Source organism: Alteromonas sp. 4NH20-0104 (assembly GCF_057547795.1).
This window is the reverse complement of record NZ_BAAJLP010000016.1, coordinates 80,277-104,756: the sequence shown is the minus strand read 5'-3', so window position 1 is coordinate 104,756 and position 24,480 is coordinate 80,277. Positions and strand designations below refer to the sequence as shown.

The 24,480-nt window shown below is 50.5% G+C and carries 18 protein-coding genes; 12 read left to right on the top strand and 6 right to left on the bottom strand.

Annotated features, from left to right (window positions below):
- Positions 1–74: 74 nt before the first annotated feature.
- Positions 75–1,124 (bottom strand): NAD(P)-dependent alcohol dehydrogenase, encoded by a 1,050-nt coding sequence (locus AC27IB_RS12960; protein ID WP_296048660.1) that lies wholly within the window; start codon positions 1,122–1,124, stop codon positions 75–77.
- A 258-nt stretch (positions 1,125–1,382) separates the two neighbouring features.
- Between AC27IB_RS12960 and AC27IB_RS12955 the strand changes: the two genes are divergently transcribed.
- From AC27IB_RS12955 to AC27IB_RS12930, 6 genes are all read left to right on the top strand, one after another.
- Positions 1,383–1,739, top strand: a complete 357-nt coding sequence (locus AC27IB_RS12955; RefSeq protein WP_296048662.1) for a HopJ type III effector protein — start codon at positions 1,383–1,385, stop codon at positions 1,737–1,739.
- Between the two features lie 319 nt (positions 1,740–2,058).
- Positions 2,059–2,781 (top strand): substrate-binding periplasmic protein, encoded by a 723-nt coding sequence (locus AC27IB_RS12950; protein ID WP_296048665.1) that lies wholly within the window; start codon positions 2,059–2,061, stop codon positions 2,779–2,781.
- 150 nt (positions 2,782–2,931) lie between these two features.
- A complete protein-coding gene (galB, locus tag AC27IB_RS12945) occupies positions 2,932–5,640 on the top strand; it encodes a beta-galactosidase GalB (protein WP_296048666.1) in 2,709 nt (902 codons plus the stop codon).
- 343 nt (positions 5,641–5,983) lie between these two features.
- Positions 5,984–7,474: a sucrose phosphorylase gene (gene gtfA / locus AC27IB_RS12940; protein ID WP_296048669.1), complete on the top strand. Its 1,491-nt coding sequence runs from the start codon at positions 5,984–5,986 to the stop codon at positions 7,472–7,474.
- A gap of 230 nt (positions 7,475–7,704) precedes the next feature.
- Positions 7,705–8,781, top strand: a complete 1,077-nt coding sequence (locus AC27IB_RS12935) for an efflux RND transporter periplasmic adaptor subunit (RefSeq protein ID WP_296048672.1) — start codon at positions 7,705–7,707, stop codon at positions 8,779–8,781.
- Positions 8,774–11,902 carry an efflux RND transporter permease subunit gene (locus AC27IB_RS12930; RefSeq protein ID WP_487121345.1) on the top strand — a complete coding sequence of 1,043 codons (3,129 nt, stop codon included), beginning with the start codon at positions 8,774–8,776 and terminating at the stop codon, positions 11,900–11,902. The genes AC27IB_RS12935 and AC27IB_RS12930 overlap by 8 nt, the downstream gene beginning before the upstream one ends.
- On the opposite strand, the gene AC27IB_RS12925 is transcribed toward AC27IB_RS12930, so the two are convergent.
- Both AC27IB_RS12925 and AC27IB_RS12920 read right to left on the bottom strand, forming a co-directional pair.
- Positions 11,899–13,488, bottom strand: a complete 1,590-nt coding sequence (locus tag AC27IB_RS12925; protein WP_487121343.1) for an ABC-F family ATPase — start codon at positions 13,486–13,488, stop codon at positions 11,899–11,901. The two genes, AC27IB_RS12930 and AC27IB_RS12925, sit on opposite strands and share 4 nt — an antisense overlap.
- Before the next feature lie 211 nt (positions 13,489–13,699).
- Positions 13,700–14,626: an alpha/beta hydrolase gene (locus AC27IB_RS12920; protein ID WP_487121341.1), complete on the bottom strand. Its 927-nt coding sequence runs from the start codon at positions 14,624–14,626 to the stop codon at positions 13,700–13,702.
- 246 nt (positions 14,627–14,872) lie between these two features.
- On the opposite strand from AC27IB_RS12920, the gene AC27IB_RS12915 reads away from it, so the two are divergent.
- Positions 14,873–16,375, top strand: coding sequence for a S41 family peptidase (locus AC27IB_RS12915; protein WP_487121339.1), 1,503 nt, complete (start codon positions 14,873–14,875; stop codon positions 16,373–16,375).
- A gap of 26 nt (positions 16,376–16,401) precedes the next feature.
- Here the strand turns inward: AC27IB_RS12915 and AC27IB_RS12910 are convergent, their stop codons facing one another.
- Positions 16,402–16,974: a uracil-DNA glycosylase family protein gene (locus tag AC27IB_RS12910; protein WP_487121337.1), complete on the bottom strand. Its 573-nt coding sequence runs from the start codon at positions 16,972–16,974 to the stop codon at positions 16,402–16,404.
- Entirely contained in the window at positions 16,971–17,888 is a 918-nt protein-coding gene (locus AC27IB_RS12905) for a LysR family transcriptional regulator (protein ID WP_487121334.1), read from the bottom strand. The genes AC27IB_RS12910 and AC27IB_RS12905 overlap by 4 nt, the downstream gene beginning before the upstream one ends.
- A 121-nt stretch (positions 17,889–18,009) precedes the next feature.
- Between AC27IB_RS12905 and AC27IB_RS12900 the strand changes: the two genes are divergently transcribed.
- From AC27IB_RS12900 to AC27IB_RS12880, 5 genes are all read left to right on the top strand, one after another.
- Positions 18,010–18,606, top strand: a complete 597-nt coding sequence (locus AC27IB_RS12900) for a glutathione S-transferase family protein (RefSeq protein ID WP_487121332.1) — start codon at positions 18,010–18,012, stop codon at positions 18,604–18,606.
- Between the two features lie 103 nt (positions 18,607–18,709).
- Entirely contained in the window at positions 18,710–19,756 is a 1,047-nt protein-coding gene (locus tag AC27IB_RS12895; protein WP_487121330.1) for a helix-turn-helix transcriptional regulator, read from the top strand.
- A 124-nt stretch (positions 19,757–19,880) separates the two neighbouring features.
- A complete protein-coding gene (locus tag AC27IB_RS12890; protein ID WP_487121328.1) occupies positions 19,881–21,326 on the top strand; it encodes an amidohydrolase family protein in 1,446 nt (481 codons plus the stop codon).
- A gap of 102 nt (positions 21,327–21,428) precedes the next feature.
- The gene (locus tag AC27IB_RS12885) at positions 21,429–21,845 is read left to right on the top strand and encodes a hypothetical protein (protein WP_487121326.1); all 417 of its coding nucleotides are present in this window, start codon (positions 21,429–21,431) and stop codon (positions 21,843–21,845) included.
- Between the two features lie 83 nt (positions 21,846–21,928).
- Positions 21,929–22,801 carry a WYL domain-containing protein gene (locus tag AC27IB_RS12880; RefSeq protein ID WP_296047046.1) on the top strand — a complete coding sequence of 291 codons (873 nt, stop codon included), beginning with the start codon at positions 21,929–21,931 and terminating at the stop codon, positions 22,799–22,801.
- Between the two features lie 32 nt (positions 22,802–22,833).
- On the opposite strand, the gene AC27IB_RS12875 is transcribed toward AC27IB_RS12880, so the two are convergent.
- Complete coding sequence (locus tag AC27IB_RS12875; RefSeq protein ID WP_487121324.1) at positions 22,834–24,477, bottom strand: fatty acid--CoA ligase; 1,644 nt, start codon at positions 24,475–24,477, stop codon at positions 22,834–22,836.
- Positions 24,478–24,480: the final 3 nt, after the last annotated feature.

Below are 24,480 nucleotides of genomic sequence, written 5' to 3'. Positions count from 1 at the left end.
CAGGCATAAAAAAACAGCGCACTTGGCGCTGTTTTTTTTGGCCGGCGATTAACTGCCAGCCACAAAAAGGCACATTACTCTGCGCTTAAGGATGCCATGTCAATGACGTAACGATGCGCCAGATCGCCTTTCGCCAAAGACTCAAACGCGCCGTTTATTTGATCCATCTTGATCATTTCACAATCCGGATAAATGTCGTGCTCTGCACAGAACTCCAGTACTTCCTGGGTTTCTTTGATACCGCCGATTAATGAACCCGCTACACGGCGACGGCCCATTACCAGTGGTGGCGTCATGAGTTCTTCCATAGGGCCTACCTGACCAACAATAACAATTGTCCCGTCGATATCCAGCAGTGGCGCGTAGGCACCCACATCGTGTTTAACCGGTGCAGTATCGATAATCAGGTCGAAGGAGCTGGCAGCTGCTTTCATCGCGTCTTCATCGGTAGATACCAGAATGCCGTTGGCACCCATGGCTTTAGCTTCGGCTTCTTTTTTGTTAGAACGGCTGATCGCAGTGACTTCTGCGCCCATGGCTGCAGCCAGTTTTACTGCCATATGACCAAGGCCGCCTAAGCCAACTATACCAACACGGGTGCCTTCTTTTACACCCCAGGTGCGCAGGGGAGAAAACGTCGTGATACCCGCACACAGGATGGGCGCGGTTTTCGCCAGATCCATACCTTCCGGCACGTTTAGTACAAATTCTTCACGCACAACAATGTGTTTGGAATAGCCGCCCTGAGTGATGTCACCGGAGATTCGGTCAGGTGCACCATAGGTAGGAGTCATACCATTACGGCAGTATTGCTCTTCGTGGCTGTGACACTGGTCACATTCCTGGCAGCTGTCTACCATACAGCCAACGGCCACGTTCTGGCCGACAGTGTAGTTTTTTACGTCGTCACCAATGGCGGTCACTACGCCCACAATTTCATGTCCTGGAATTAACGGATAGGGTTGTGGACCCCAGTCGCCATTTACCGTGTGTAAGTCTGAATGACACACACCGCAGTATAAAATTTCAATTGCAACATCATTGGCGCGCAGATCACGGCGCTCAAAATGATAAGGTTTCATGTGAGCATCGTCTGAGAATGCAGCGTAGCCAACTGTTTTCATAGTGTTACCTCTGTCTTAAGTTTTTAAAAAGTGCTTTATTAGCCTGCGGTATAGTATGCATTAAGCAATGAAAACCGCGCGTGCCTAATCCTGTTCTGCTATTGCCTGATCGTATGGGATTAGAGTAATTCACCTGTATCTGTACTGCGTGATGGGCGCTTTTGATCAGAAATTCAAGGTAGGTATGTGAAACAGATTCTGGTTTAATAGCGCGCAAATTATCAGGCCTATGCATAATAACTGTTACCGGAGACGCCAGTGCCTTATCACTATCAAGACGCATTAACTAAGCAAATTCACACCGCCCCACAAGAAATAGAATTTAAGGATGTTATCGCGTTTATCGACGATCAATTCACCTTTACGCCAACGGCATTTACCAATGGAAAAGTAGAAAACCAGGCCAATCAGAACAATGGCTCGTGCAAATTGCTGGCCCTGGGCAAATACCTGGCGCTAACCGATAACCAAACCCTGGCTCTCTTCGGCAGTTATTACCGCGACGACGTGCTGGGTAACCCGGATGGCTCAGACCACGCTAATATTCGGCAGTTTATGCAAAGTGGCGCAGCAGGGGTGACATTTGAGGTGTTTCCAATAGTGCCTAAAAACTAACGGCGAAACAGATAACGAATGCTGTTTGATGAAATTGACCAGCATTCGCTTCTGCCGGCAGTCTACTCCCGTTAAGTCAACTTGCCCGTGCTAATCCAAAAACTTGCCCCATCGGCCATTTAGCCTCACAGGGAAAAAAATGGCGCGATATACTCCTTTTTTACATGCCTTTTGATGAGTCAGCAGCGCAACATTACGACATTTTTATGATGTTTTATCAATGTGATAGGTCTAATATAAGTAAGTAGCACCAGTGCTGATATATAGCGTTGCTCGGTGCCTTGTACTTTTTTACTGGTTGTATTTAAAGGTTTTGCCCTTGTATTCCTATATTAAAAAGCAATTGAAGCTGGCTGTAGCCTGTTTGATGCTCCCTTGCTGTGTGGCCGCAGGAGAGGCGTTTGTTTTTGCTGCTGAAGACAGCTGGCCACCGTTTGCCAAAGCGGATGGTACGGGGTTATCGCGCAGTATTATCGAACAGGCACTGGCTTACAGCGGCTCCACCGCCACGTTTATTACCGTACCCTACGCCAGGGCATTGAAAATGGCCGAAAATGGTCAGGTGGACGGGGCGTACAACGTGACTCGCCAGCAAAATACCCTGAAGCGTTTTGTGTTTGGCAGCGAGCCTTTGTTTCAGGCCCGGGCTTCATTTTATTACCCCAAAGATTCAACCTTTAACTATGCGAGCGTGGATAAATTTCCCGGGGGGTTAAATATTGCCCTGATCACCGGTTATGAATACGGCGATACGTTTGAGGCGCATCGTAAGCGCTTTAAAGAAGTCAGACTGGCCAACCAGCGCCAGATTATCAATATGCTGCTGGAGAACAAGGTGCATATGGCCATTATGTTCGACGAGGTGGCCGCCTATACCCTGGCTGCCATGCAACTGCCTGAGGACGCTATTCGCAAAGGTGAGTTAAATCATGTGAGCGATATCTATGTGGCGTTTTCACCTGAAGCTAACAATTTGCAAAGCAAGCTCGCCGTGTTCGACGAAGGTCTGCGGCAGGTAAAGCAAGAGAGTAATATCAGGTAATAAAGCTGAAGGAGTGTTCAGGCCACCGAAACGCTCTTGCATGCTTTCGATTACTGGTTTCTCTTTTACGTTAATTTAATATTAGCTTAACAATACCGCTTTTTTTCTTATCCTGTTGTTCGCTTTTATTTGTGGAATTAAGAGGTTTCGATGGCATCCTGCGCTGCACGGTTTTTGTGGTTTGTTTTTCTGTTTGTGTCATTACCTGGTTATGCACAAGTGCGTGAGCGGATAAATTTAAATGAGGACTGGCGGTTTTATAAATACCCGACAGCTCAGGAGGCTGATGGGCTAATCTATGATGTGCGCCCGGCTATTAGCGGCTATGATGATTCGATTAACGCCGATGCTAAACCAACCGACGCAGTTGAAGTTGCTGCCACAGAGCGGGTACTCAAGCCCTGGATCCTGCCTACGGGCAATGCGTTCATTAATGATAAATCTAACCAACACCAACGTCCATCCGGAGAGCCTGGGGCAGACTTTGACTTTGTGCAGACCAATTTCGATGACAGGCACTGGGAATCACTTAACTTACCACACGATTGGGCCATCGAAGGACCGTTTTACACTGGCAATAACCCGGAAGTGGGCGGCGGTATGGGTCGCTTGCCCAGTCACGGTGTAGCCTGGTATCGCAAGCAGTTCAAACTGGCTGACGACGATGCAGGTAAGCGGATCTACCTGGATATTGATGGTGCTATGTCTTACTCCATGGTGTGGCTTAACGGGCATTTAGTGGGAGGTTGGCCCTACGGTTACAGTTCCTACCGGCTGGATCTCACGCCTTACCTGAATGTTGACAGTGTAAATCAACTGGCAATCCGCCTCGATAACCCTAACAACTCCTCACGCTGGTACCCGGGCGGCGGTATTTATAGAAATGTATGGTTGGTAAAGACTTCTCCTGTGCATGTTGAGCAATGGGGCACGCAGGTTGTCACTGAGAACATTAGTGCAAAGTCGGCAGATGTGAAATTAACCCTTAAGGTTAAAAATACCCAAGTGCGAGGGCAGGCTGTGCGTCTGGTAAATGAGATTTATCAGGCGAGTAACGATGGTAAACCTACCGGAGCATTAGTCAGTAAGTTTGCAACCAGGCACGCTATGATAGCCGGTAACAACAGTGAAGCTATGACAAACATTGTGACTGTATCTAATCCCAAATTATGGGGGCCGGTACCAACACAAACGCCACATCGTTATGTGATTGTTTCGCAGGTATATCAGGGTGATAAGTTATTGGATGAGTATCATACGGTCTTCGGTATTCGTAAGATTGAGTTTGATCCCAACCAGGGGGTGTTGGTCAATGGCGAGCATATTGCTCTGCAAGGTGTTAACCAGCATCACGATTTGGGGGCTCTGGGCGCAGCATTTAACGAGCGTGCGGCACAGCGTCAATTAGAAATCCTCCAGGAAATGGGCGTTAATGCTATTCGGATGGCGCATAATCCACCGGCGCCGGAACTACTGGTTCTCACCGATAAAATGGGCATTCTGGTGCTCAATGAATCCTTCGACAGCTGGTACAAGAAGAAAACACCTCACGACTTTCACCTGATCTTTGCCGACTGGCACGAACAGGACTTGCGTGCTCTGGTGCGCCGTGACCGTAATCATCCGTCGGTTATAATATGGTATATCGGCAACGAAGTAGGCGAGCAGTACACCGGGGAAGAAGGTGCAGAGGTCGCCCTGAGACTGAAGCGTATAGTAAAGCAGGAAGATCCCACCCGTCCTGTTACCGCCTCGAAAAACTGGGCAAAAGCTGACTTTCCGTTTTCGGCTGCACTTGACCTGATTAGCTTAAATTACCAGGGCGAAGGGATCCGTCAGTTGCCTGAGTTTGAAGGGACCAACCGCATTCGCACGCCACCGTCCTATCCGGCGTTTCACAAGGCACACCCCGACAAAGTTATTTTATCCAGTGAGACCGCGTCTGCGTTTAGTTCCCGGGGGATCTATTTGTTCCCGGTGACATCACAGATGAGCGCGCCAACCCGAGACGGACGTGGCGGCGATTCCAGTATTCTTCAGGTGAGCTCCTATGAGTTACATGCTGTGGACTTTGGATCCTCGGCCGACAAAGTGTTTAAGTACTTAGACACTCACCCCTATGTAGCGGGACAATTTGTGTGGAATGGTTTTGATTATCTGGGCGAACCCACGCCTTATTATTCTTCACGGAGTTCGTATTCCGGTATCATCGACTTAGCCGGGTTTAAAAAGGACCGTTTTTACCTGTATCAGAGTCAATGGCGGCAAGAGTTACCCATGGTGCATATTCTGCCGCACTGGAACTGGCCTGAGCGAGTTGGGAAAGTCACACCTATACATATTTTTACTTCCGGCGACGAAGTTGAGTTATTCGTAAACGGGCAATCAATGGGGCGTAAGAAAATGGCAGAGTTAACTTACAGAATTCGTTTTGACGATATTCGCTACGAGCCCGGTGAAGTAAAAGCTGTTGCTTATAAAAATGGTCGTAAATGGGCCGAGCAAACCATTAGCACCACGGGTAAGCCGGCGGCCTTGCGTCTGACTGCCGACCGTGGAAACATTGCCGCAGATGGCACAGACCTGTCATTTGTTACCCTTGAGGTCATCGACTCAGCCGGGCGGGTAGTGCCTACAGCCACTCACCAGATTGAGTTTACAGTCGATGGTGCTGGCCAACTGGTGGCCACCGACAATGGTGACTCGACCAACTTCACGCCATTTCCTTCTGCAACGCGTAAAGCGTTTAGCGGCAAAGCGCTGGCCATTGTTAAATCTGCAGATTCGGCCGGTGAAATAATTATCACTGCAAAGGCCAAAGGTTTAGCACCGACAACAATAGTGATTTCCGCCGAGTAACTTTGTAATATCGAGCTAGGTAACACTCTCAAACTGACTTAAACAATTAAGTCAGTTTGAGAGGCTGTTAAGTCCATAGCTGCAGCCGGGCGTTTTCGATTGCGACTTTATAATGGCAAGCTTAAGGGTTGATGTAATGAATCCTACTGGCCGGTAAAATGGTTCTGTATTTATTAAGAAACTATATTTAAAATCCTATAGATCACTCTAATTATTAGAGTTTTAGGCCGTCTTGAAAGCACGGCTTAACAGTTATTTTTTTTAACATAAAAATAACACTTGCCAAATGAAGTGAATTATCCGATGATTCAACTTAATCGATTAAGTTGCTGAGAGTACTGTTATGAATCGTTCAAATGATGTTCAGCTAATCACCTATGTAGACCGTTTAGGCAACGGCGACATCAAGGCCCTGGACACCTTATTTCACGACCAATTAAATGGCGTGTTTGGTGGCGTGCACCTGTTACCGTTTTTTTATCCCATAGACGGTGAAGATGCCGGGTTTGACCCTATCGATCACACTGAGGTCGACAGTCGTTTGGGCAGTTGGGAAGATATAGGTAAACTCGGTGAAACCATGGATATCATGGCCGATATGATTGTGAATCATATGTCGGCGCAAAGCCCTCAGTTTCAGGATGTGCTAGCGAAAGGGGAAGCGTCACCATTCTGGCCGCTGTTCTTAACCCGTGACAAAGTCTTCGCGGCCGATCAGCACGAGGATATTGCAAAGATCTACCGCCCCCGTCCAACGCCGTGCTTTACCGATATATCCTTACGTAACGGCGAGTCGGTGCCGTTCTGGACTACCTTTACGTCTAATCAGATCGACATCGACGTAACCGCAGATGCCGGGCAGGCCTATCTCGAAAAAATCTTAACCGCATTCGAGCGCAATAATGTGGATCTTATCCGGCTGGATGCCGCTGGCTATGCCATTAAAAAGCCCGGTACCAACTGCTTTATGCTGGAAGAAACCTTCGACTTTATCGAAAACCTCAGCCAACAGGCCCATAGCCGAAATATGAAGTGCCTGGTTGAAATTCACAGTTACTATAAAACGCAAATCGAAATCGCTAAACGTTGCGACATGGTGTATGACTTTGCCATGCCACCACTGGTACTGCACAGCCTGTTCAGTGGCGATCCGTCGGCACTGGCTAACTGGTTGAAAATCTCGCCCCGTAATTGCGTAACCGTGCTCGACACCCATGACGGTATTGGTATTGTGGATGTCGGTCCGGAAGGCGATAAGCCGGGTTTACTTGATGCACAACAGATAGATGCACTGGTAGAAAAAGTTCATGACAACAGCAATGGTCAGAGCCGAGAGGCGACCGGAGCGGCGGCCAGTAACCTCGACCTTTACCAGGTCAACTGTACTTATTACAACGCGCTGGGCGCCAACGATCAGGCGTATTTAATTGCCCGTGCCGTGCAGATATTCTCACCGGGTATCCCCCAGATATATTACGCCGGCATGTTTGCTGCTGAAAATGATATGGCATTGCTCGCTCGTACCAATGTGGGTCGGGATATCAACCGCCCTTATCTGAATCAGGCGGCGGTAAACGCAGCGCTTGAAAAACCCGTAGTAAAAGCGCTGATTTCGCTCATTCGTTTAAGGAATACTATATCGGCCCTTGGGGGAGAGTTTTCGGTTACTCAGCAGGAAAACAGTCTTCGTCTGCACTGGCAGGCCGATAGCAGCTATGCCCGGCTGACAGTGGATTTTGCTGCGCTTGAAGCGGTGTTAACCTTTACTGAAAATGGTATTGAACAAAGCGTTGAAGTGTCGGTTGAGGGCTTAGTGGAGACAGCAACGGCCTGAGGTTACTCGCTCTGTTATCGCCGGGGCATACGTTTGTCCCGGCTTGCTTCGTTCACCTTTCCCCAGCCAGATTCCATTTTGCTGCTTCAGTCAGCCCATTCCTGATCTATTTTTAACCACCGCAGGTACTAATCAAAGACACAAGGAGTGGCGGTGTTGTAACCGGTTGCACTCTTTACTACGGAACCCGGGCGGGGCCCAAAAATAGTGATGGTGATACCGGAGGCGCAATGTACGGCTGTGTTAAGTATCTGATAATTCTCTTTGCTACTGCGGGCATGGTTAATCCGACAAGCGCTCAGGAGCCTGGCGTTGAGGTTTCCGTGGCCTATCCTGTACCCGGTCAAAAATATCAAAGCATCACGCTGAGTGGCGCGGTAAGTTCGGCCAGGGATGCGTTATTGGCGCCGCTGCAAGCCGGGGTTGTCGAACAGCTGCTGGTGGAAGTGGGCGACCACGTTACCCGGGGCCAGCCACTACTCATACTCGACAGCGAACTGGCCAGACTGGCTGCGCAACAAGCCGAAGCAGAACTGGCAGTAGGCAACGTAGCTCTTAACGAAGCAGAGCGCTTACTCAATGAAGTTGACGCGCTATCACAACAACAACTCGCCGCTAAAACCCTTTTTCAGCAGCGTGAGGCTCAAGTGGCTAATGCCAAAGCCGAACTGGCGAGGCTTAAGGCTACTCTCGCGCTGCGCCAAGAAATTGTTGCCCGCCACACGCTCAGGGCGCCGTTTGATGGCGTAATTTACCAGCGCGACGTGGATGTTGGGGAATGGGTAGAGCCAACCAGTGCCGTGCTGGGCCTGGTCTCTCAGCAGAATAAACGCCTCACTATTGAAGTACCGCAGGAATATTACGCTTACTTCACCCACCTTAATGGCGCTATCAGCATTCATCCGGATACCGGGATGCACGATACCCTTACCGGTAAACTGGAACGCCTGGTGGCCGCCTCGGGTAGTCAGGGCCGCAGTTTTACCGCACATGTCGCACTGCCTGATACCTCCGACTTACTGGTAGGTATGTCTGCCGAAGCGGAGATCATGCTGCCGGAACTGGAAAACAAACAGGTATGGCTACCAGCCAGTGCGATTAAGCAACACCCCGATGGCGGTGCCAGCGTGTTTGCCATCAACAACGGCAAGGCGATCCGGGAGTTGGTAGCAATCATCCGTCAGCAGGGCGATGCCGTGCTTGTTGCCCATGCCAGAGAGGGCCAGTTATATGCCATCTCCGGCGTGTCGAGGCTATTCAATCAGGCCAGCGTAACTATTTCCAACAGGTCTGAGATCAATGATTGAGGCAACGGTAAAGCGCGGCATTCTGGTTGCCGTGGTAGTCGGCATCAGCTGCATTATGGGCATAGTGGCGGCGCTGTCGATACCGGTGCAAATGATTCCTGATCTGGAAGTGCGCACCATTACCGTACAAACCGGCTGGCCGGGGGCTACGCCGCAGGATATCGAAAAAGAAATTCTTATCGAGCAGGAACGTTACCTGCGCAATATCACCGGCCTGAAACGCATGATTTCCTTTGCCGAAATGGGCGAGGGGCGGGTGGAACTCGAGTTTCCCTTTGGCGTGGATGTCAATGAAGCCTTAATCCGGGTCAGTAATGCGCTTAGTCAGGTACCTGATTACCCGGAAAATGTCGACCAGCCACAGTTATTTTCCGACTCGTTCTCCAGCAATGCGTTTATGTACTTTCAGCTGATCCCGGCCGAAGGTAATCCGATGGCGCTGGATATCGATATGCTCTACGACTTTGCCGACGAGGTAGTGCGCCCACAAATGGAAAGTGTAGAGGGCGTATCGCAAATTGAAATCAGTGGCGGGTCCCGCCGTCAGGTTCAGATTATGGTTGACCCGGCTAAACTGGCGCAGCGAGGTATCAGCCTGATTGATGTGCGTAACGCTATTATTCAGCGCAACCAGGATTCCTCGGCCGGTGATATCGAAGCCGACAAGAGCCGTTATTTACTGCGCGTGGTAGGCCGGTTTGAGCAGCTGAATGAACTGGATAACCTTATTATTCGACGTATCAATAACACCAATGTGTATTTAAAGGATGTGGCCGAGGTAAAACTGGATCATTTCGAGCGGCGTCAGCTCTCCTACGCTAATGGTGAGCGTAATCTTGGCTTGGCAGTGCGCCGTGAAACCGGTTCTAATGTGATTGCCATTAAGCAGCAGATCCTTCCTATCGTGGCCGACCTTAACGAGCAGGTGTTACGGCCTAATGGCTTGAAAATGGAGCTGTTTACTGACGACGTGCTCTATGTGTCGAGTTCATTGCGCAATGTAATGGTGAACCTGGCCCTGGGCGCCGGTCTGGCAACCCTGGTAATGTTTTATTTTCTTCGCTCAGTTCGCTCCACCCTGATTGGCGTAATGGGGATCCCGTTGTGTACCATTGCCGCGTTCATTGCGCTGTTGGCTTTCGGGCGTACCATCAACGTAATATCCATGGCTGGTGTGGCGTTTGCCATTGGCATGACGGTGGATAATACCATTGTCGTGCTCGAGTCGATTGTGCAGTTCAGGCGGCAGGGACTGAGCAAATTTAACGCCTCGGTGGCCGGGGTTAAAGATGTGTGGCCCGCGGTACTGGCTTCTACCGTCACCACCATTTTAGTGTTTGCGCCGATTTTGTTTATCCAACAGGAAGCTGGCCAACTTTATTCCGATGTGGCCATCGCCATTGCCGGAGCGATATTTGCTTCCATGCTGGCCGCCATTTTTGTTATCCCGGTAGCCATGGCCCGCCAGCCCAACCCCGAAGATAACGACGCCAGTGGTCAAAAATGGTTTACATCGAAATGTCTGGGACTGGTGTCTGCGGTAATTGCCTCGCGCCTTCGAGCATTCGCTATTGTTGTGGCAGGGGCACTGCTCATTTTAGGCAGTGCCTGGTGGCTGATGCCGGCGGCGGAATACCTGCCTGAAGGTGAAGAGCCCAAGGCGTTTTCGACCATGACCGCGCCACCAGATTATAATTTGTCGGCCATGCAGGACATTGGCGATGAGTTGCGGGCATTTTTTACCCCCTATGTGAATGCCGACGCACAAGCCTATGGTCGCGGCGAAGCGGAGTTTCCGGCTTTGCAGTTTTACAACATGCGCGTGAGTATTGGCAGTGTGTGGATGGTGACAATGCCGGTCAATCCCGATGAAGTGGGGGATATGATGGCGCTTATCAACGAAAAGTTTGAACGTTATCCGGGCATGCGGGCGTTCTCTACTAAAGGCTCGATTATTTCCAGTAATGACGGTGGCACGCGAGCAGTGGCAGTAGATTTTTCCGGTAGCGACATCAACGCGTTGTACCAGGCAGCGAATGCGCTGTATACCAGGGCCGACAGCTACTTTAACAATCCGCAAATTAATTCAGATCCAGGCTCGTTGACCCTGGAGCAGCCTTTTATTGAAATCCGCCCCGACTGGCAGCGCCTCGCCGAACTTGGTATGAGTGGTGATGATTTCGGCTACTCGGTAGCTGCCGTAAGCGATGGGGCGTTTGTGGATGAGTTTTTGCTTAATGATGATCAGGTCGACATGTTCTTGTTCAGCGATGCCGGCAATCAACAAAGCATGGAGCAACTGGCCACAACACCTATTCTTACCCCGCAAGGGACTATTTTACCTTTGAATGCGATTGCCACCCTGCTGGAAAGTCAGCGCAGCGACACGGTGCGCCGTATTGATGGTGAAAGAACCGTCTCGGTGTATGTTATCGCTCCTAAAGAAGTGGCGCTGGAAACCGCGGTTGATACCGTGAAAAATAAGCTATTACCTGAATTGCGGGACAGCGGTGAAATCCCGCAAAGCGTCAGTACCCGGATCACCGGGGCAGCAGATCAGCTCGCCGCCACACAGGATGCGTTATCGGTTAACTTTCTGATTGCCATCGCGCTGTGTTATTTGTTGCTGGTCGCCATATTTAATCATTGGGGCTATCCGGTGTTTATTCTCACCATTATTCCGCTCGGCATGGCCGGGGGCTTGTTGGGGCTGATTGCCAATAACGCATTATCCGGACTGCTCGGTGGCAGCTATCAGCCTTTCGATATGATTACCATGCTGGGCTTTTTGATCCTATTGGGCACCGTGGTTAACAACCCTATTTTAATTGTTGATCAAACCCGGCGCCTGCTGGCTCAGGGAGAGGCATTACACAGCGCAGTGAAACAGGCGGTTGAGGTGCGTTTACGACCCATCATGATGTCGACCTGTACAACAATATTTGGCTTGGCGCCGCTGGTGCTGATCCCGGGGGAAGGGACAGAGCTTTACCGTGGGGTAGGCATTATCGTATTGAGCGGAATATTTGTGTCGACCCTGTTAAGCGTGACATTCTTGCCCGCCTTACTGGTAACGGTACTGGCCCGGTTTACACCGAAGGCCAGTACCAACGCCAATTAGTTGCCCAGGTGAGCCTGGAATTCTTCGTAGGTGCCGTCGAAGTGGGTAATTTTTTTATCTTTAATCTCAATCACCTGAGTGGCCAGTGATTCAACAAATTCACGGTCGTGGCTGACAAAAATTACCGTGCCTTCAAAGGCCATCAGGGCAATGTTGAGCGCTTCAATAGATTCCATGTCAAGGTGGTTGGTAGGCTCATCCATCACCAGTACGTTGATGTCCTGGAGCATAATTTTACCAAACAACAGGCGGTTTTTTTCACCCCCCGAGCACACGCTGACTTTCTTATTGAAATCGTCAGAGCCAAACAGCAGGCGGCCGAGCATGGCTTTCACCTGCAGGTCGTCGTGCTTCGGCTGACGCCACTGTGACATCCACTCAAACATGGTCATATCGTTGGCGAAGTCTTTCGAACTGTCTTGTGGTACGTAACCCACGGCGGCATTCTCAGCCCATTTTACCGAGCCTTCTTTGGCTTCTTCATCGCCAATTAAGCATTTTAGTAAGGTGGTTTTACCGGCGCCGTTTTCACCAATAATAGCCAGTTTTGCACCGGCTTCCAGCAGCAGGTTGCCGCCGCTGAACAGGTGCTCACCGGTATAGCCGTGACCCAGTTCTTCCAGGGTGATGGCCAGGCGGTGGAGCTTTTTATGTTGTTTAAACTGAATATAAGGCTTACGTCGGCTGGAAGACTTAATATCGGCCAGCTCAATTTTTTCGAGTCGTCTGGCCCGCGAAGTAGCCTGCTTGGCCTTTGAGGCATTGGCCGAGAAACGGGCTACGAAGCTTTGCAGCTCTTCAATTTCGGCACTCTTCTTGGCATTTTCGTTTTGCAGTTGTTCCTGCACCATAGCCGCCGCCTCAACAAACGCATCGTAATTGCCCGGATAAATGCGAAGCTCACCGTAATCAATATCCGCCATATGGGTGCACACTGAGTTTAAGAAGTGGCGATCGTGAGAAATAATGATCATGGTGGACCTACGCTTATTCAGCTCTTCGGCCAGCCAGTGAATGGTGTAGATATCGAGGTTGTTGGTCGGTTCGTCGAGCAATAATACATCCGGCTCGGCAAACAGCGCCTGGGCTAGCAGTACGCGAACCTTGCGGCCTGGCGCTACTTCCCGCATTAGACCAAAGTGATAGCTTTCTTCAATCCCTGCGGAAATAAGAATATCGCCAGCGCGCGATTCTGCTGTGTAACCATCCATTTCGGCGAACTGTACTTCCAGGTCGGCCACTTCCATGCCTTCTTCTTCGGTCATTTCCGCTTTCGCGTAAATTTCATCACGGCGCTGTTTGACTTCCCAGAGTTCACGGTCACCCATGATCACCGCATCAACAACGCTCATGTCCTCAAAGGCAAACTGGTCCTGGTTCAAAATACCCAGCTTGGTACCCGGAGACAGCGACACGTTACCGGCCGTGGGCGTAAGTTTGCCGCTTAAAATTTTCATCAGGGTGGATTTACCACAGCCGTTTGCGCCAATCAGGCCATAGCGATTGCCGTTGCCGAATTTGGCGGAAATATTTTCAAACAGTGGCTCAGAGCCAAATTGCATAGTGATGTTGGCGGTAGTAATCAAAACAGTCTTCCGGGATAGATAAATGGATGGGCAGTATCGCGATGGTGCTCGGCGCGCAATATAAAGAAACATTGGCCCGCTGTCCAGTTGAAGCAGGAACAGATCGGGCCGAATGGCGTTAACTTAAGGTGATTACTAAAAATTATCCGGACTGGCGCCTGACACCCGGCTAAGGAAGCCGAGTGCTCAGGTGGGGCGGGAACTTTGCAGATTAGAAATCGTGGGAGGCCAGCCAGGCGGTAAACTGAGGGATAATACCGGTTGAAGTGGTGCCTGGTCGGCCAACCCCGAAGCCGTGGTCGCCTTTTTCATAAGCGTGCAGTTCTACCGGGATATTCTGTGCCTGCCATTGACTCACGATGCCAAATCCTTGTTTACCGAACAAACCGTCGTCCAGGGCGATGGCCGCAAACATCGGCGGTGCGTCAGCGGGTACCTCAATGGCTTTCATTGGTCCATAGATATAGCCCAGAAATGCCGGCCGGTTGTCGGTGTTGGCAATTGCTGCTGAGAGACTGGTCATGGCGCCGGCTGAAAAGCCAAGGAATCCTATTTTGTCCGGGTTTATGTTCCAGTTTGGCGCATTTTCCTTCAGCACTGACAGCGCTTTAAGCGCATCCGTTGTGGCCTGAGGAACAAAGACATCCGGCTCTTCCCCCTTGCTCTTGGCTGCAAAGATTTTACCCACCTCTTGCTGATACGCGGCAATCTCGCGAGACGTTTTATTTAATGTGTAGGTCAGCACAAACGCGGCAATGCCCTGGTCGTTGAGCGCTTTGGCGACTCTCAGTCCTTCATTCTGCACAGCCAGCGACATAAATGCACCGCCAGGTGCCACAATTACCGCACTGCCTGTGGCTTTGTCCGGTTCCGGCAAAAAAGCATACAGCGCCGGATTGGTCACATTACGAGTAAAATACTCGCTGGTGGTATAGCCATTGGGCAGGCTCAGAGCCAGATGTCCCCACTGTTCAGCATCGCTTTGCTGACGAGACGGGGTCTGGGAATATAAATAAACAGGTTCACCTAAAAACGCCTGAGGATCGGTATTTTTCATTTTTATGACGGGGCCGGCGGCCAGGCACGCAACCGACGTTAAACCCGCCAGCGCCACTAAACTGAGAAGCCACGATTTCATTGGAGTTCCTTTGCATTTTAGTTAGTTCTGATGCCATGGATAATCTAAAAAGCCCGGCGGATTATCAAATAGTTATTTTAGGGTGAGGCATTGGCCTGAACTATGGATAAAGTTCAGTCTTTTGACCCTTGTTTCACCGCAAGGCTGCCAGACTTCTGCGCCATACGGGTTGGTGAAAAAATCCTTCGGGGAGGTCCCGAAGACACTGACTGTCTACTTAAATAACCTGCAAAAGGACTCTGTGTTATGCGTGCTACTTTAAACGTTATCGCTGCCGTTATGGCAACCTCATTACTTTCTGGCTGCGGAGGTGGAGGCAGCAAAGATCAAATTAATTCGCTTCCCGGCAGCGGCCAGCCTGCTCCGGCAATAGCTGAAGCCTACCAGGGCATTTGGCTGTCCTCTGCTTATGGTCAGGTTCTGGTGGTGGATGACAACAGCGTTCAATATTATCGCTACACCTCCGATTATTGTGTACTGCAGGACAGTTTTGATGAACTGTCTACTGCAGAGCTGACCCGCAGCGTGGCTTTAAACAACACTGAAGATGCGTTGGAGTGGTTTGTGGGCACCGGCACCCGGGAGTTTCATGCGCCCACTAATATGCTTGGTAAAGTAGAGCAGGTACCGGCATCCTGTGCCGGCGAGCCATTAACGGTAGCGTCTGACTTAACCAATCAGGAGTTGTTTGCCCTGTACAGTCAGATAATGGCGGAATACTACGTTGATTTTAACCGCACGAATGCAGACTGGGCGGCGTTAACTTACGCTCAGGAAACCCAGGTCACGGCGAATAACGTTACCTTGTATGAGGCTATCTATCAAACCCTGTTGCCGCTGGCCGATTCTCACAATTCCTGGAGCGCCGCCGATGGCACTATAATTAAGGCCTATACCAAACCTGTGCATACCACCCATCTGATTGAAGAGTATGCTCTGGCTAACGGCCTGAGTTTTCCGCTTGAACACAGTGAGCTGAATAATGCTATTGTGGCTAACATTGAAAGCTATATCGATACCGCGCTGGCGCAGGAAGTGAATACCATACTGAGTTACGCGACTTCAGATATCGCACAGGATCAGTCTGAACAAATCACCTGGTTTGCCATCAATAATATCGGTTACTTGCGCATAGATGCTATGCATAACTATTCAACGGCAGAAGCAGACAGTGATGACCTGACACAAACAACCTCCAACCTGAGTAACCTGAATGAGGCGTTGGATGAAGCTCTCACCGATTTAGCCGCTACCGACGGTCTGATGATTGATATACGTTACAACGGGGGTGGCAATGACTACATTAGTCTTGCCATTGCCAGTCGCTTTACCGAGAGTGAATTTCTGGCCTATAAAAAGTTTGCCCGGGATGGTGCGGACGTCACCGCAACGCAATCCTCATATATAGCGCCAAGTCAGTATGTGAATTATACCGGCAAACCGGTGGCATTGTTGGTAAGTAACGATACGGCGTCAGCTGCCGAGACGTTTAGTTTATCGATGCAGCAGTTGCCTCATGTCACACTCATTGGTGAACCTACCCACGGTATTTTCTCTGACATTCTGCAGTGGGTTTTGCCAGGCGAGCACGAGCTGGGGCTATCCAACGAAGTGTATCTGTCACCGGATGATGTTTGGTACGAAGGCGTTGGCGTGCCGGTAGATGTTGAAGTGCCTTTTTTCCCCCAGTCTGATCGCACTGGGGGCGTGGATTCGGCCATCGAAACCGCGCTTGAAGTGCTTCAATAAGCGAGTATGGAAGACCGGTCGTTAGCTTACCCTAGCACCGCCCTGACACGCTGGCGCAATACTTCAAGCGAATGAGCCTCGAACCACGGATTGCGGGCCTGCCAGCGGTTATTCCGACCCGATGGGTGAGGCAATGCAAAAGCCTTACCCGGTGTTTGTGTGGTGCTCCTGACTGCCTCGGTGAGGGTTTTGTGCCCGGGCAGATAATACTGCTGGGAATAACGGCCAATGTATAGCGTCAGGGCCGGGTGTAACAGTGCCTGCACTCTGGCATGCCAGGTTTGGGCGCAAATTTTGGGGGGCGGCGCGTCGGCGCCGTTTTTATAACCAGGAAAACAAAATGCCATGGGCAGGTGGGTAAAAGCCGGCGAGTAAAACTGCTCCCGGTTAACTCCCAGCCAATGGCGTAACTTGTCGCCACTGCTGTCATTCCAGGGTTTGGCGCTGTCGTGTGCTTTGACCCCCGGAGCCTGGCCAATAATCAAGATGCGTGCCTGCGCTTCAATTTGCACAATTGGCCGTGGTGGATAGGGCAGGTTACCGGCGCACAATGTACAGCTTCGAATCTCTGCCAGGAGCGAGTCGGCTGGTTGGGTCATGGCTGGCCTCCCTGTGAGATAGCCGTGAGATCCTGCTGTAACGACTGAGTAAGCCAGTCAGTCATAGAGCGCAGGCGTTTGGTTTGCAGTTTTACCGGTGCATAAAGCAAGTGTACTGGCAGCGGATGAGGTTCGTAGTCGGGTAATAAAATCTGTAAATCGCCACGCTTCACGGCCTCACTCACCTGATAATGTAAAAAACGGCAATACCCCACACCGGCAATACAGGCGTCCAGCGCGGCGTCGACCTGATTAGTAATCAAACGGCTTTGCATAGCGACCGACATCAGCTTAATGCCATGCTGAAAATGCCAGTCTTCGGGGTTATCTAGCACGCTTAAGTGTACACAGGCATTACCAGTAATGTCCTGCGGATGTTCAATGGCGCTCTGAGTGGCCAAAAATGCCGGACTGGCACACAGCACGTGACGCATTGTTCCCAGTTGCCGGGCGACCAGGTCGTGATTGCCAATCCGGCCAATACGTACGGCGATATCAATGCCTTCGCTAAGCATGTCCACCGGGCGGTCAAGTAACACCAAATCCACCTGCATTTTCTGATACTGGTTCAGATAAGTGTTTATTTTAGGGACCACGTGACGTTTACCAAAGGTCACTGGTGCGGTCACCGTCACTTTGCCCAGCGGCTCTGCCTGTCGGTCTGTCAACATGCTTTCGGCGTCATTCACTTCGGCCAGGATCGTGCGGCAGCGCAGATAATATTCGCGCCCTTCATCGGTGATGGCGATTTGACGGGTATTGCGGTTAAACAGTCGGACTTTAAGGTGATCTTCTAAAGCCGCCAGGGTGCGTACCACCGACGTGAGGGAGGTTTCAAGGCGATTTGCCGCAGCAGTCAGGCTGCCCATGTCGGCAATTTCAACAAACACTCTCATGGCTTTTAATTTGTCCATATCGGCCTTATTAGTGCGAAAAACGGTTTATAGAAATCAAATATCGCATATTTTTTGCGAAAAACAGACAAGTTAAGGTGACTCTCAGTGAATTAACCTTCTTTTAACATGGAGACGAAGCATGAAATTGTACGATCTTGAGCTGTCTGGAAACTGTTATAAAGTCCGGCTGTTTGCCGCACTGGCCAATATTGAGCTGGAAATTGTGCCGGTAGACTTTATGGCCGGTGATCACAAAAGCTCGGCTATGCTGGCGTTAAACCCGTTTGGCCAGTTGCCGGTGTTAGAACATGGTGATGTGGTGTTACGTGATTCCCAGGCCATGTTGGTTTATCTTGCCCGCTTGTATGATTTAGAAAACTGGTTACCTTCTGAGCCTGGCCAGATGGCACAAGTGCAGCAATGGTTATCCACTGCGGCCAACGAAATTCAACATGGCCCGAACGTGGCCCGGCTGGTAGATAAGTTTGGGTTTGAATTTGATAAACCCACGGCACTGGACATTTCGGATACTATCCTGACGTTACTGAACGATCACCTGGCTGAGCACGACTGGCTTGCACTGGGTCACCCCACTATTGCCGACTGTGCAGTGATGCCCTATGTTGCGATTGCACCAGAGGGTGGCATTTCGCTGGATGACTACCCCCATATCCTGGCCTGGATCGATCGCATTAAGCAGTTACCCGGCTTTATTGGCATGCCAGGGCAGGTATAACAACAAAATACAAAGTGTTGTCTCTGTCTGGCGCTTTTTTGCTAAACTGGTGGTCTGCTTTTAAGGACTACCATTGCATTAGCAAGCCAGAGAGGGATAACGTGTGTTGCTAGCTGAATTCTACCTGCAACCGGTTAATATTATACAGCTGTTAACCTTGTTCACCGGTTTACTCGGGGTAAGCCTGCTGGTGGGGGAACAGCGCTATCATGGCCTGATAATGGCACTGCTGATACAGAGTGTGATGATGGCTTTTAATCTTTATGAAGAACTTAATGTCGGTGCGGTTGCCTGGTACGTTACACCGGCTTTTAGCCTGACCCTGGGCCCGCTCTTTTATCTGATGGTACGTGTGTTACTGGTGCCCGAGCAACCCTTAACCTTGAGGGACAGCACGCATTTTGTACCCACGCTGATGGCATTACCGTTTACGCCCTATCTGCAATGGGTGTTGCTGCTTGGGGCGGTGAGCCAGTTGATTTACTTTGCGCTGGCACTCATCTGGCTTAAACGTTACCACGCTGCGATGGCAGAACGTGAAGCCGACACCGAAAGAAAAGCCCTGCACTGGTTGTTCAATACACTGGTGGTACTGCTGGTGCTGCTAATCCTGGACATGGTGCGGGTGAATTTGCAGGCCGTGACAACCGAGCCTTTCCGCAGTACCTGGTATTTGCTCGACCAGGTCGCGTTTTTACTGGTGCTGTGTATTGCCATTGTTGGCCTGGTTCGGCAACCGGCGCTGTTTAACGGACTCAGTGAAGTTGAAGAAACGAATGCGCAGCCTGCGCCCCATGAAGACAGTCAGGCCGCTGCCATTTTTGCGGCGCTGGACAGCCAGATCCGCGAACATCAATGGTACTGCCAGCCCCGTATTTGTTTGCAGGATATTGCCGGCTATACCGGTCTCACTGTGAAAGATATCTCCTGGTCGATTAATACCGGTGGTGGCCTGAGTTTCGCTGACTACATTAACCAGTTGCGCATACAACGGGTAGCTGAATTAGCTAAAAATGCGCCAAATAAAACTTTGCTCGATATGGCAATGGATGCCGGGTTCAGTTCTAAATCGTCATTTAATGCGGTCTTTAAAAAACATACCGGTAAAACCCCCGGCCAGTATCTTACGCCGCTACGGGCGGGGGATTAAGCACCTCAGGTACAGAATAAACCGAGGGCCAGAATGCGATAAACGGGTGCAGAATCCTGATTCTGGTCGCGCACATGTCGGTACTGGCGCAAAGTGGCTCCATTAAATTGAATCGGAGCATCAAATGAAAACCTCAGGCATTAACTTTATTCCCATCAAAGCCATTGGTTTGTCGGTATTGTTTATCTGCGGCATTTTGCTGTTGTGTGTAACCGCCCTGGCAACCTATGTGCATTATGAACACGGCAGTACATCGCTGGAACTTTTCCGCCCACAAAGCCTTATTTTGTCACATGTCAATGTGCTGAGCATGCAAGATGACTCGGTAAAGGAAAATCACACTGTTATTGTGCGTGATGGCGTGATTACTGCTGTTCAGTCTGCCGATGCACCACTGCCACAAGATTTACCTGAGGTCGATGGTAAGGGCGGCTTTGTTATGCCGGGACTGATCGATTTACATGTGCATGTACTGGATCGCAGTTATGCCAAATCGGCACTGGCCGCTGGCGTTACCACGCTGCGTAACATGGGCGGCTATGACTATCAGCTTAAGTGGCGGGAAGAGCTTAACCGTGGTGAGTGGTTTGGTAGTCGGCTGATATTATCGTCGCCTGTTTTTAATAGTGTTGAGCAGGGCGATCCGCTGTCGCATTTTCGGGTTAACGATCCGCATATTGCTCGTCAGGCCGTGCGTGATTACATTAATCAGGGTTATGACTTTATTAAGGTTTACGAAGGGTTGCATGCCGATGTGTATGAGGCGGTGCTGGATGAAGCGGGAAAACTCAATGTGTCGGTTGCCGGGCATCCGTCTTACGAGTTGATGGCCGAAAATCTGCAAGCCCATGGAGCGCTGGCCAGTTTTGAACATGTGGAAGAAGTGTTCGACGGTTTTTTAGGGCAGCAGCGAAACCCACAAAAGGTGCAAGAGGCGGCTGACTTTTTGCGCGAACACCAGGTACCGCTGATCCCCACGCTGGCGGTCAATCAGGAGCTAACGCTATTAAGCCAGCAAAAACAGGCGTATCTCGACCGTCAGGATTTAGGAGCGATCAATCCCTTTGTTCGTCTGGTGTATGAAGAAACGTCATTCAAGCGTTGGCTGGACGCAGCGCCAGCGCTGGCTGACTATAACCAGCAGGTGGATGATTATCTCAATGCCATGACGCTGACGTTATTTGCACAAGGCGTAACTATGGGATTGGGTTCTGATGCCGGTGCGTTAGTCGATGTGCCCGGACCGGCCACGGTGCGTGAGGCACTGCTGATGGTAAAAGCCGGCATTCCTGCTTACGAAGTACTCAAAAGTGCTACGGTAAATGCGGCGGCTATTTTAAAGCGCGATCATGATTTGGGTAAAATCGCACCGGGCTTTGCGGCTGATATGCTACTGCTGGCCGATAACCCAATGACGTTTCCGCAAACCCTGGCCGAACCGCAATTGGTTATTCAGGGGGGCAAGACATTTACTCGTCGCGACCTCAGAATACTAAGAGCGGAAGGACATCAGCATAGCGGCGGCCTGGTCAGTGCGGCCCGGCATTTTCTTTACCTGATTTTTGCCTGACCACTATTTACAACGCTATGTGCTGGTCTATCTTTAAGAATAGAAAAAAGACCAGGAACATCCGCTACAGTGCCCAGGTGTAATGGCAGGGAGATACAGAGTATGTTGTGGCTCAAACGACTTTTTTCCGGCATAAGGGAAGCCAGAGAGCCTTTTTATTTGCCATCAGCAAGCGCAATAAAAACCACTGGTAACGCAGAAACCGCACCACTGATTCTGGATGGCCCGGAAGAGCGTGAAAAAGAGCACTCACATGCGTTTGCCGACAATTACCGAAAGTATTTCAGGGTCGGTGCTGACGACTTGTTTTTACTGAAAAGCTACACAGTCGATCGCCAGTCATCACCGGGGCAGGAACTGGAATATTATGATTTTATCCATCGCTTGGCCGATGGTACTTTTGTCGCGCGCTATCTGGTGTTGGATGCCGAACAGTACGATCGTCCTTCGCAAAGCTATCGCTTATACTGGCAGTACGATGGTAACAATCGCAAACTACTCCAGGCAGATTTACCTTAAGTGTCAATATACGCCGAACGCTTTACAACCGAGTTAAAATAAACCATATTGGTGTTTTAGTTGTCTTTGTCAGGGACGAATTTGTGTTAGCCAGTATTAGTTTCGCCCAGCGCCAGCGTTTGGCCTATATCGATTTTTGTTTATTGTTTAAAGGGGCGATCTACCGTCAGGATCTGATTAACCGCTTCGAAGTGGGGCTCTCGGCAGGCTCCCGTGATTTTAATTTGTATAAGGAAATGGCACCGGAAAACCTGGAATATGATTCCCGGGAAAAGCGCTATTTTCAAACCACCCGATTTAAGCCGTTATTCGAGCATGACGCACAGCGTACGCTGACTAAACTGGCTAATGATATTTCTGACGGTTTCGATGCCATTGGCGATATTCACTTTCCGGTTGAAGCGCCATCCAGTCTCAATGTGCCGGATATTTTTATTGTAGCCAGGCTCGTACAGGCTATGCTGAACAACCGTGCAGTGAGCGTGATCTACACCTCTTTATCGAGCGGCTCGGCGGCGCGGGAACTGGTACCCCACGCCATTGTGGATAACGGTTTGCGCTGGCATGTTCGGGCTTTTGATCGTAAAAGCCAGAGTTTCCGTGACTTTGTGCTAACCCGACTCAGTAAGGTTACTTTAAAGTCGGCTCCTGCCGCCAACGAACTGGCTGAATACGACAGTGAATGGCATCGCATGATCCCTTTGCAATTAGTTCCACATCCGAAAAACGTGAGTTTTCCTACCGCAATAGAAATGGATTACGGCATGGAAAACAGTCAGTTGCTGATTAATGTTCGGGCAGCGATGGCGGGCTACCTGCTGCGCCGCTGGAATGTGGACTGTACCGAAAGAGGGACGTTGGAAGGGGCAGAATACCAGTTATGGTTACAGAACCGCTTTACCTTGCGAGATGTGGATAACCTGGCGATTGCCCCCGGGTATACTCAGCCGGGCTAAGTGCAAAAGCGGGCAGGGCGCCCGCCGCTAAATCAGCCTGCGAGGGTGGCGCGGATGACCTTTTTATTGATTTTGCCCACGGAGGTTTTGGGAATATCATCCACCAGGGTGATATGTTCCGGCACCGCCCACTTTGAGATATGGCCGCTTTCAACAAACTGCTGTAAATGCTGCTGAATATCCCTGGCTGAAAGCGTGGCATTGCTGGCAACTACCATGGCGTGCGGACGTTCTCCCCACTTTTCATCGGGCATGCCCACCACTGCCACGGCAGCGACTTCCGGATGCTGGCTGATAAGATCTTCCAGCTCAATAGAGGAAATCCATTCTCCTCCGGTTTTAATAACGTCTTTAATGCGATCTTTAATTTCGACAAAGCCATCAGGGTGAATACAGGCCACATCTCCCGTGTGCAGCCGACCACCTTCCCAGAGCTCCTCTTGTTTAGCCGGTTCCTTATGATACCCCTGAGTGAGCCAGGGCGTCTGCACGGTGACTTCACCTACATGACTGCCATTATGTGCCACGGGCTGGCCATTGGGCTCTTCAATACGCAAATCCACCAGATTCGAGGCAACACCGGTGAGCGTGCGGTATTTGAGCTGCTCCTCGGGAGGGAGCGCCCGTTGGGCTTTGTTTAAATGAGTAACGGTTAGCAGCGGACAGGTTTCGGACATGCCGTAAGCCGAATAAATATCTGCCCCTTTTTGCATGGCAGCAGTGGCCAGGCCTTTGGGCAGAGCGCTGCCACCAATAAGAATTTTCCAGCCATCGAGCCGGGTGGCCTTACCTTTCTCGCAGCCCAGCAACATTTGCAGAATCGTTGGTACGCAGTGGGAGAAATCCACCTTGTATTGCCTGATAAGGTCAACCAGCAGGTCGGGCTCATAACGGCCCGGGTAAATTTGCGTGCAGTTGAGCATGACCGCCGCATAGGGTACGCCCCAGGCATGCACGTGAAACATTGGCGTGATAGGCATGTACACCGAATTAGACCGCAGCAGTGGCAGTCCCTCATAGCTGCCGAGCATGCCAACCATGTTAAGGGTATGCAGCACTAACTGGCGATGACTAAAAAAGACGCCTTTAGGATTACCGGTGGTGCCGGTGGTGTAAAACGTGGTGGCTATGCTGTTCTCATCAAAATCGGCAAACTCGCACTCAACGCTTTGCTCTGCCAACAAGGATTCATACTCCCCCAGCACGGCGATATTAGGTGTTGCCGGAGGCGTTTGGCCGTCACTTAACCGTATGTAACCTTTCACGGTGGCCAGCTGACCGGCCAGTTGATCAGCAAGCGGCAGAAAATCGTCATGCACCAACACCAGTTTGTCTTCTGCGTGGTTCATGGTGTAGGCCACCTGTTCCGGTGACAAGCGGATATTAACGTGATGAAGAATAGCGCCCAGCATGGGCACGGCAAAGTAGCACTCAAGATAACGATGACTGTCCCAGTCCAGCACGGCGACGGTATCGCCGGCCTCTACACCGGCGGCTTTCAGAGCGTTAGCCAGCTGCTGTACTCGTTGAGTAAAGTCACGATAACTGAAAGATTGTTCACCCCGATAAATTATCTGGTTATCGGGTTCAAAGCGGCCGGCAGAAGCAAAAATTTGTTTGATCAGAAGAGGATAGGACTGGGCATTGTCAGCCCCTTGCAGCATTTTTACAGGCATCAC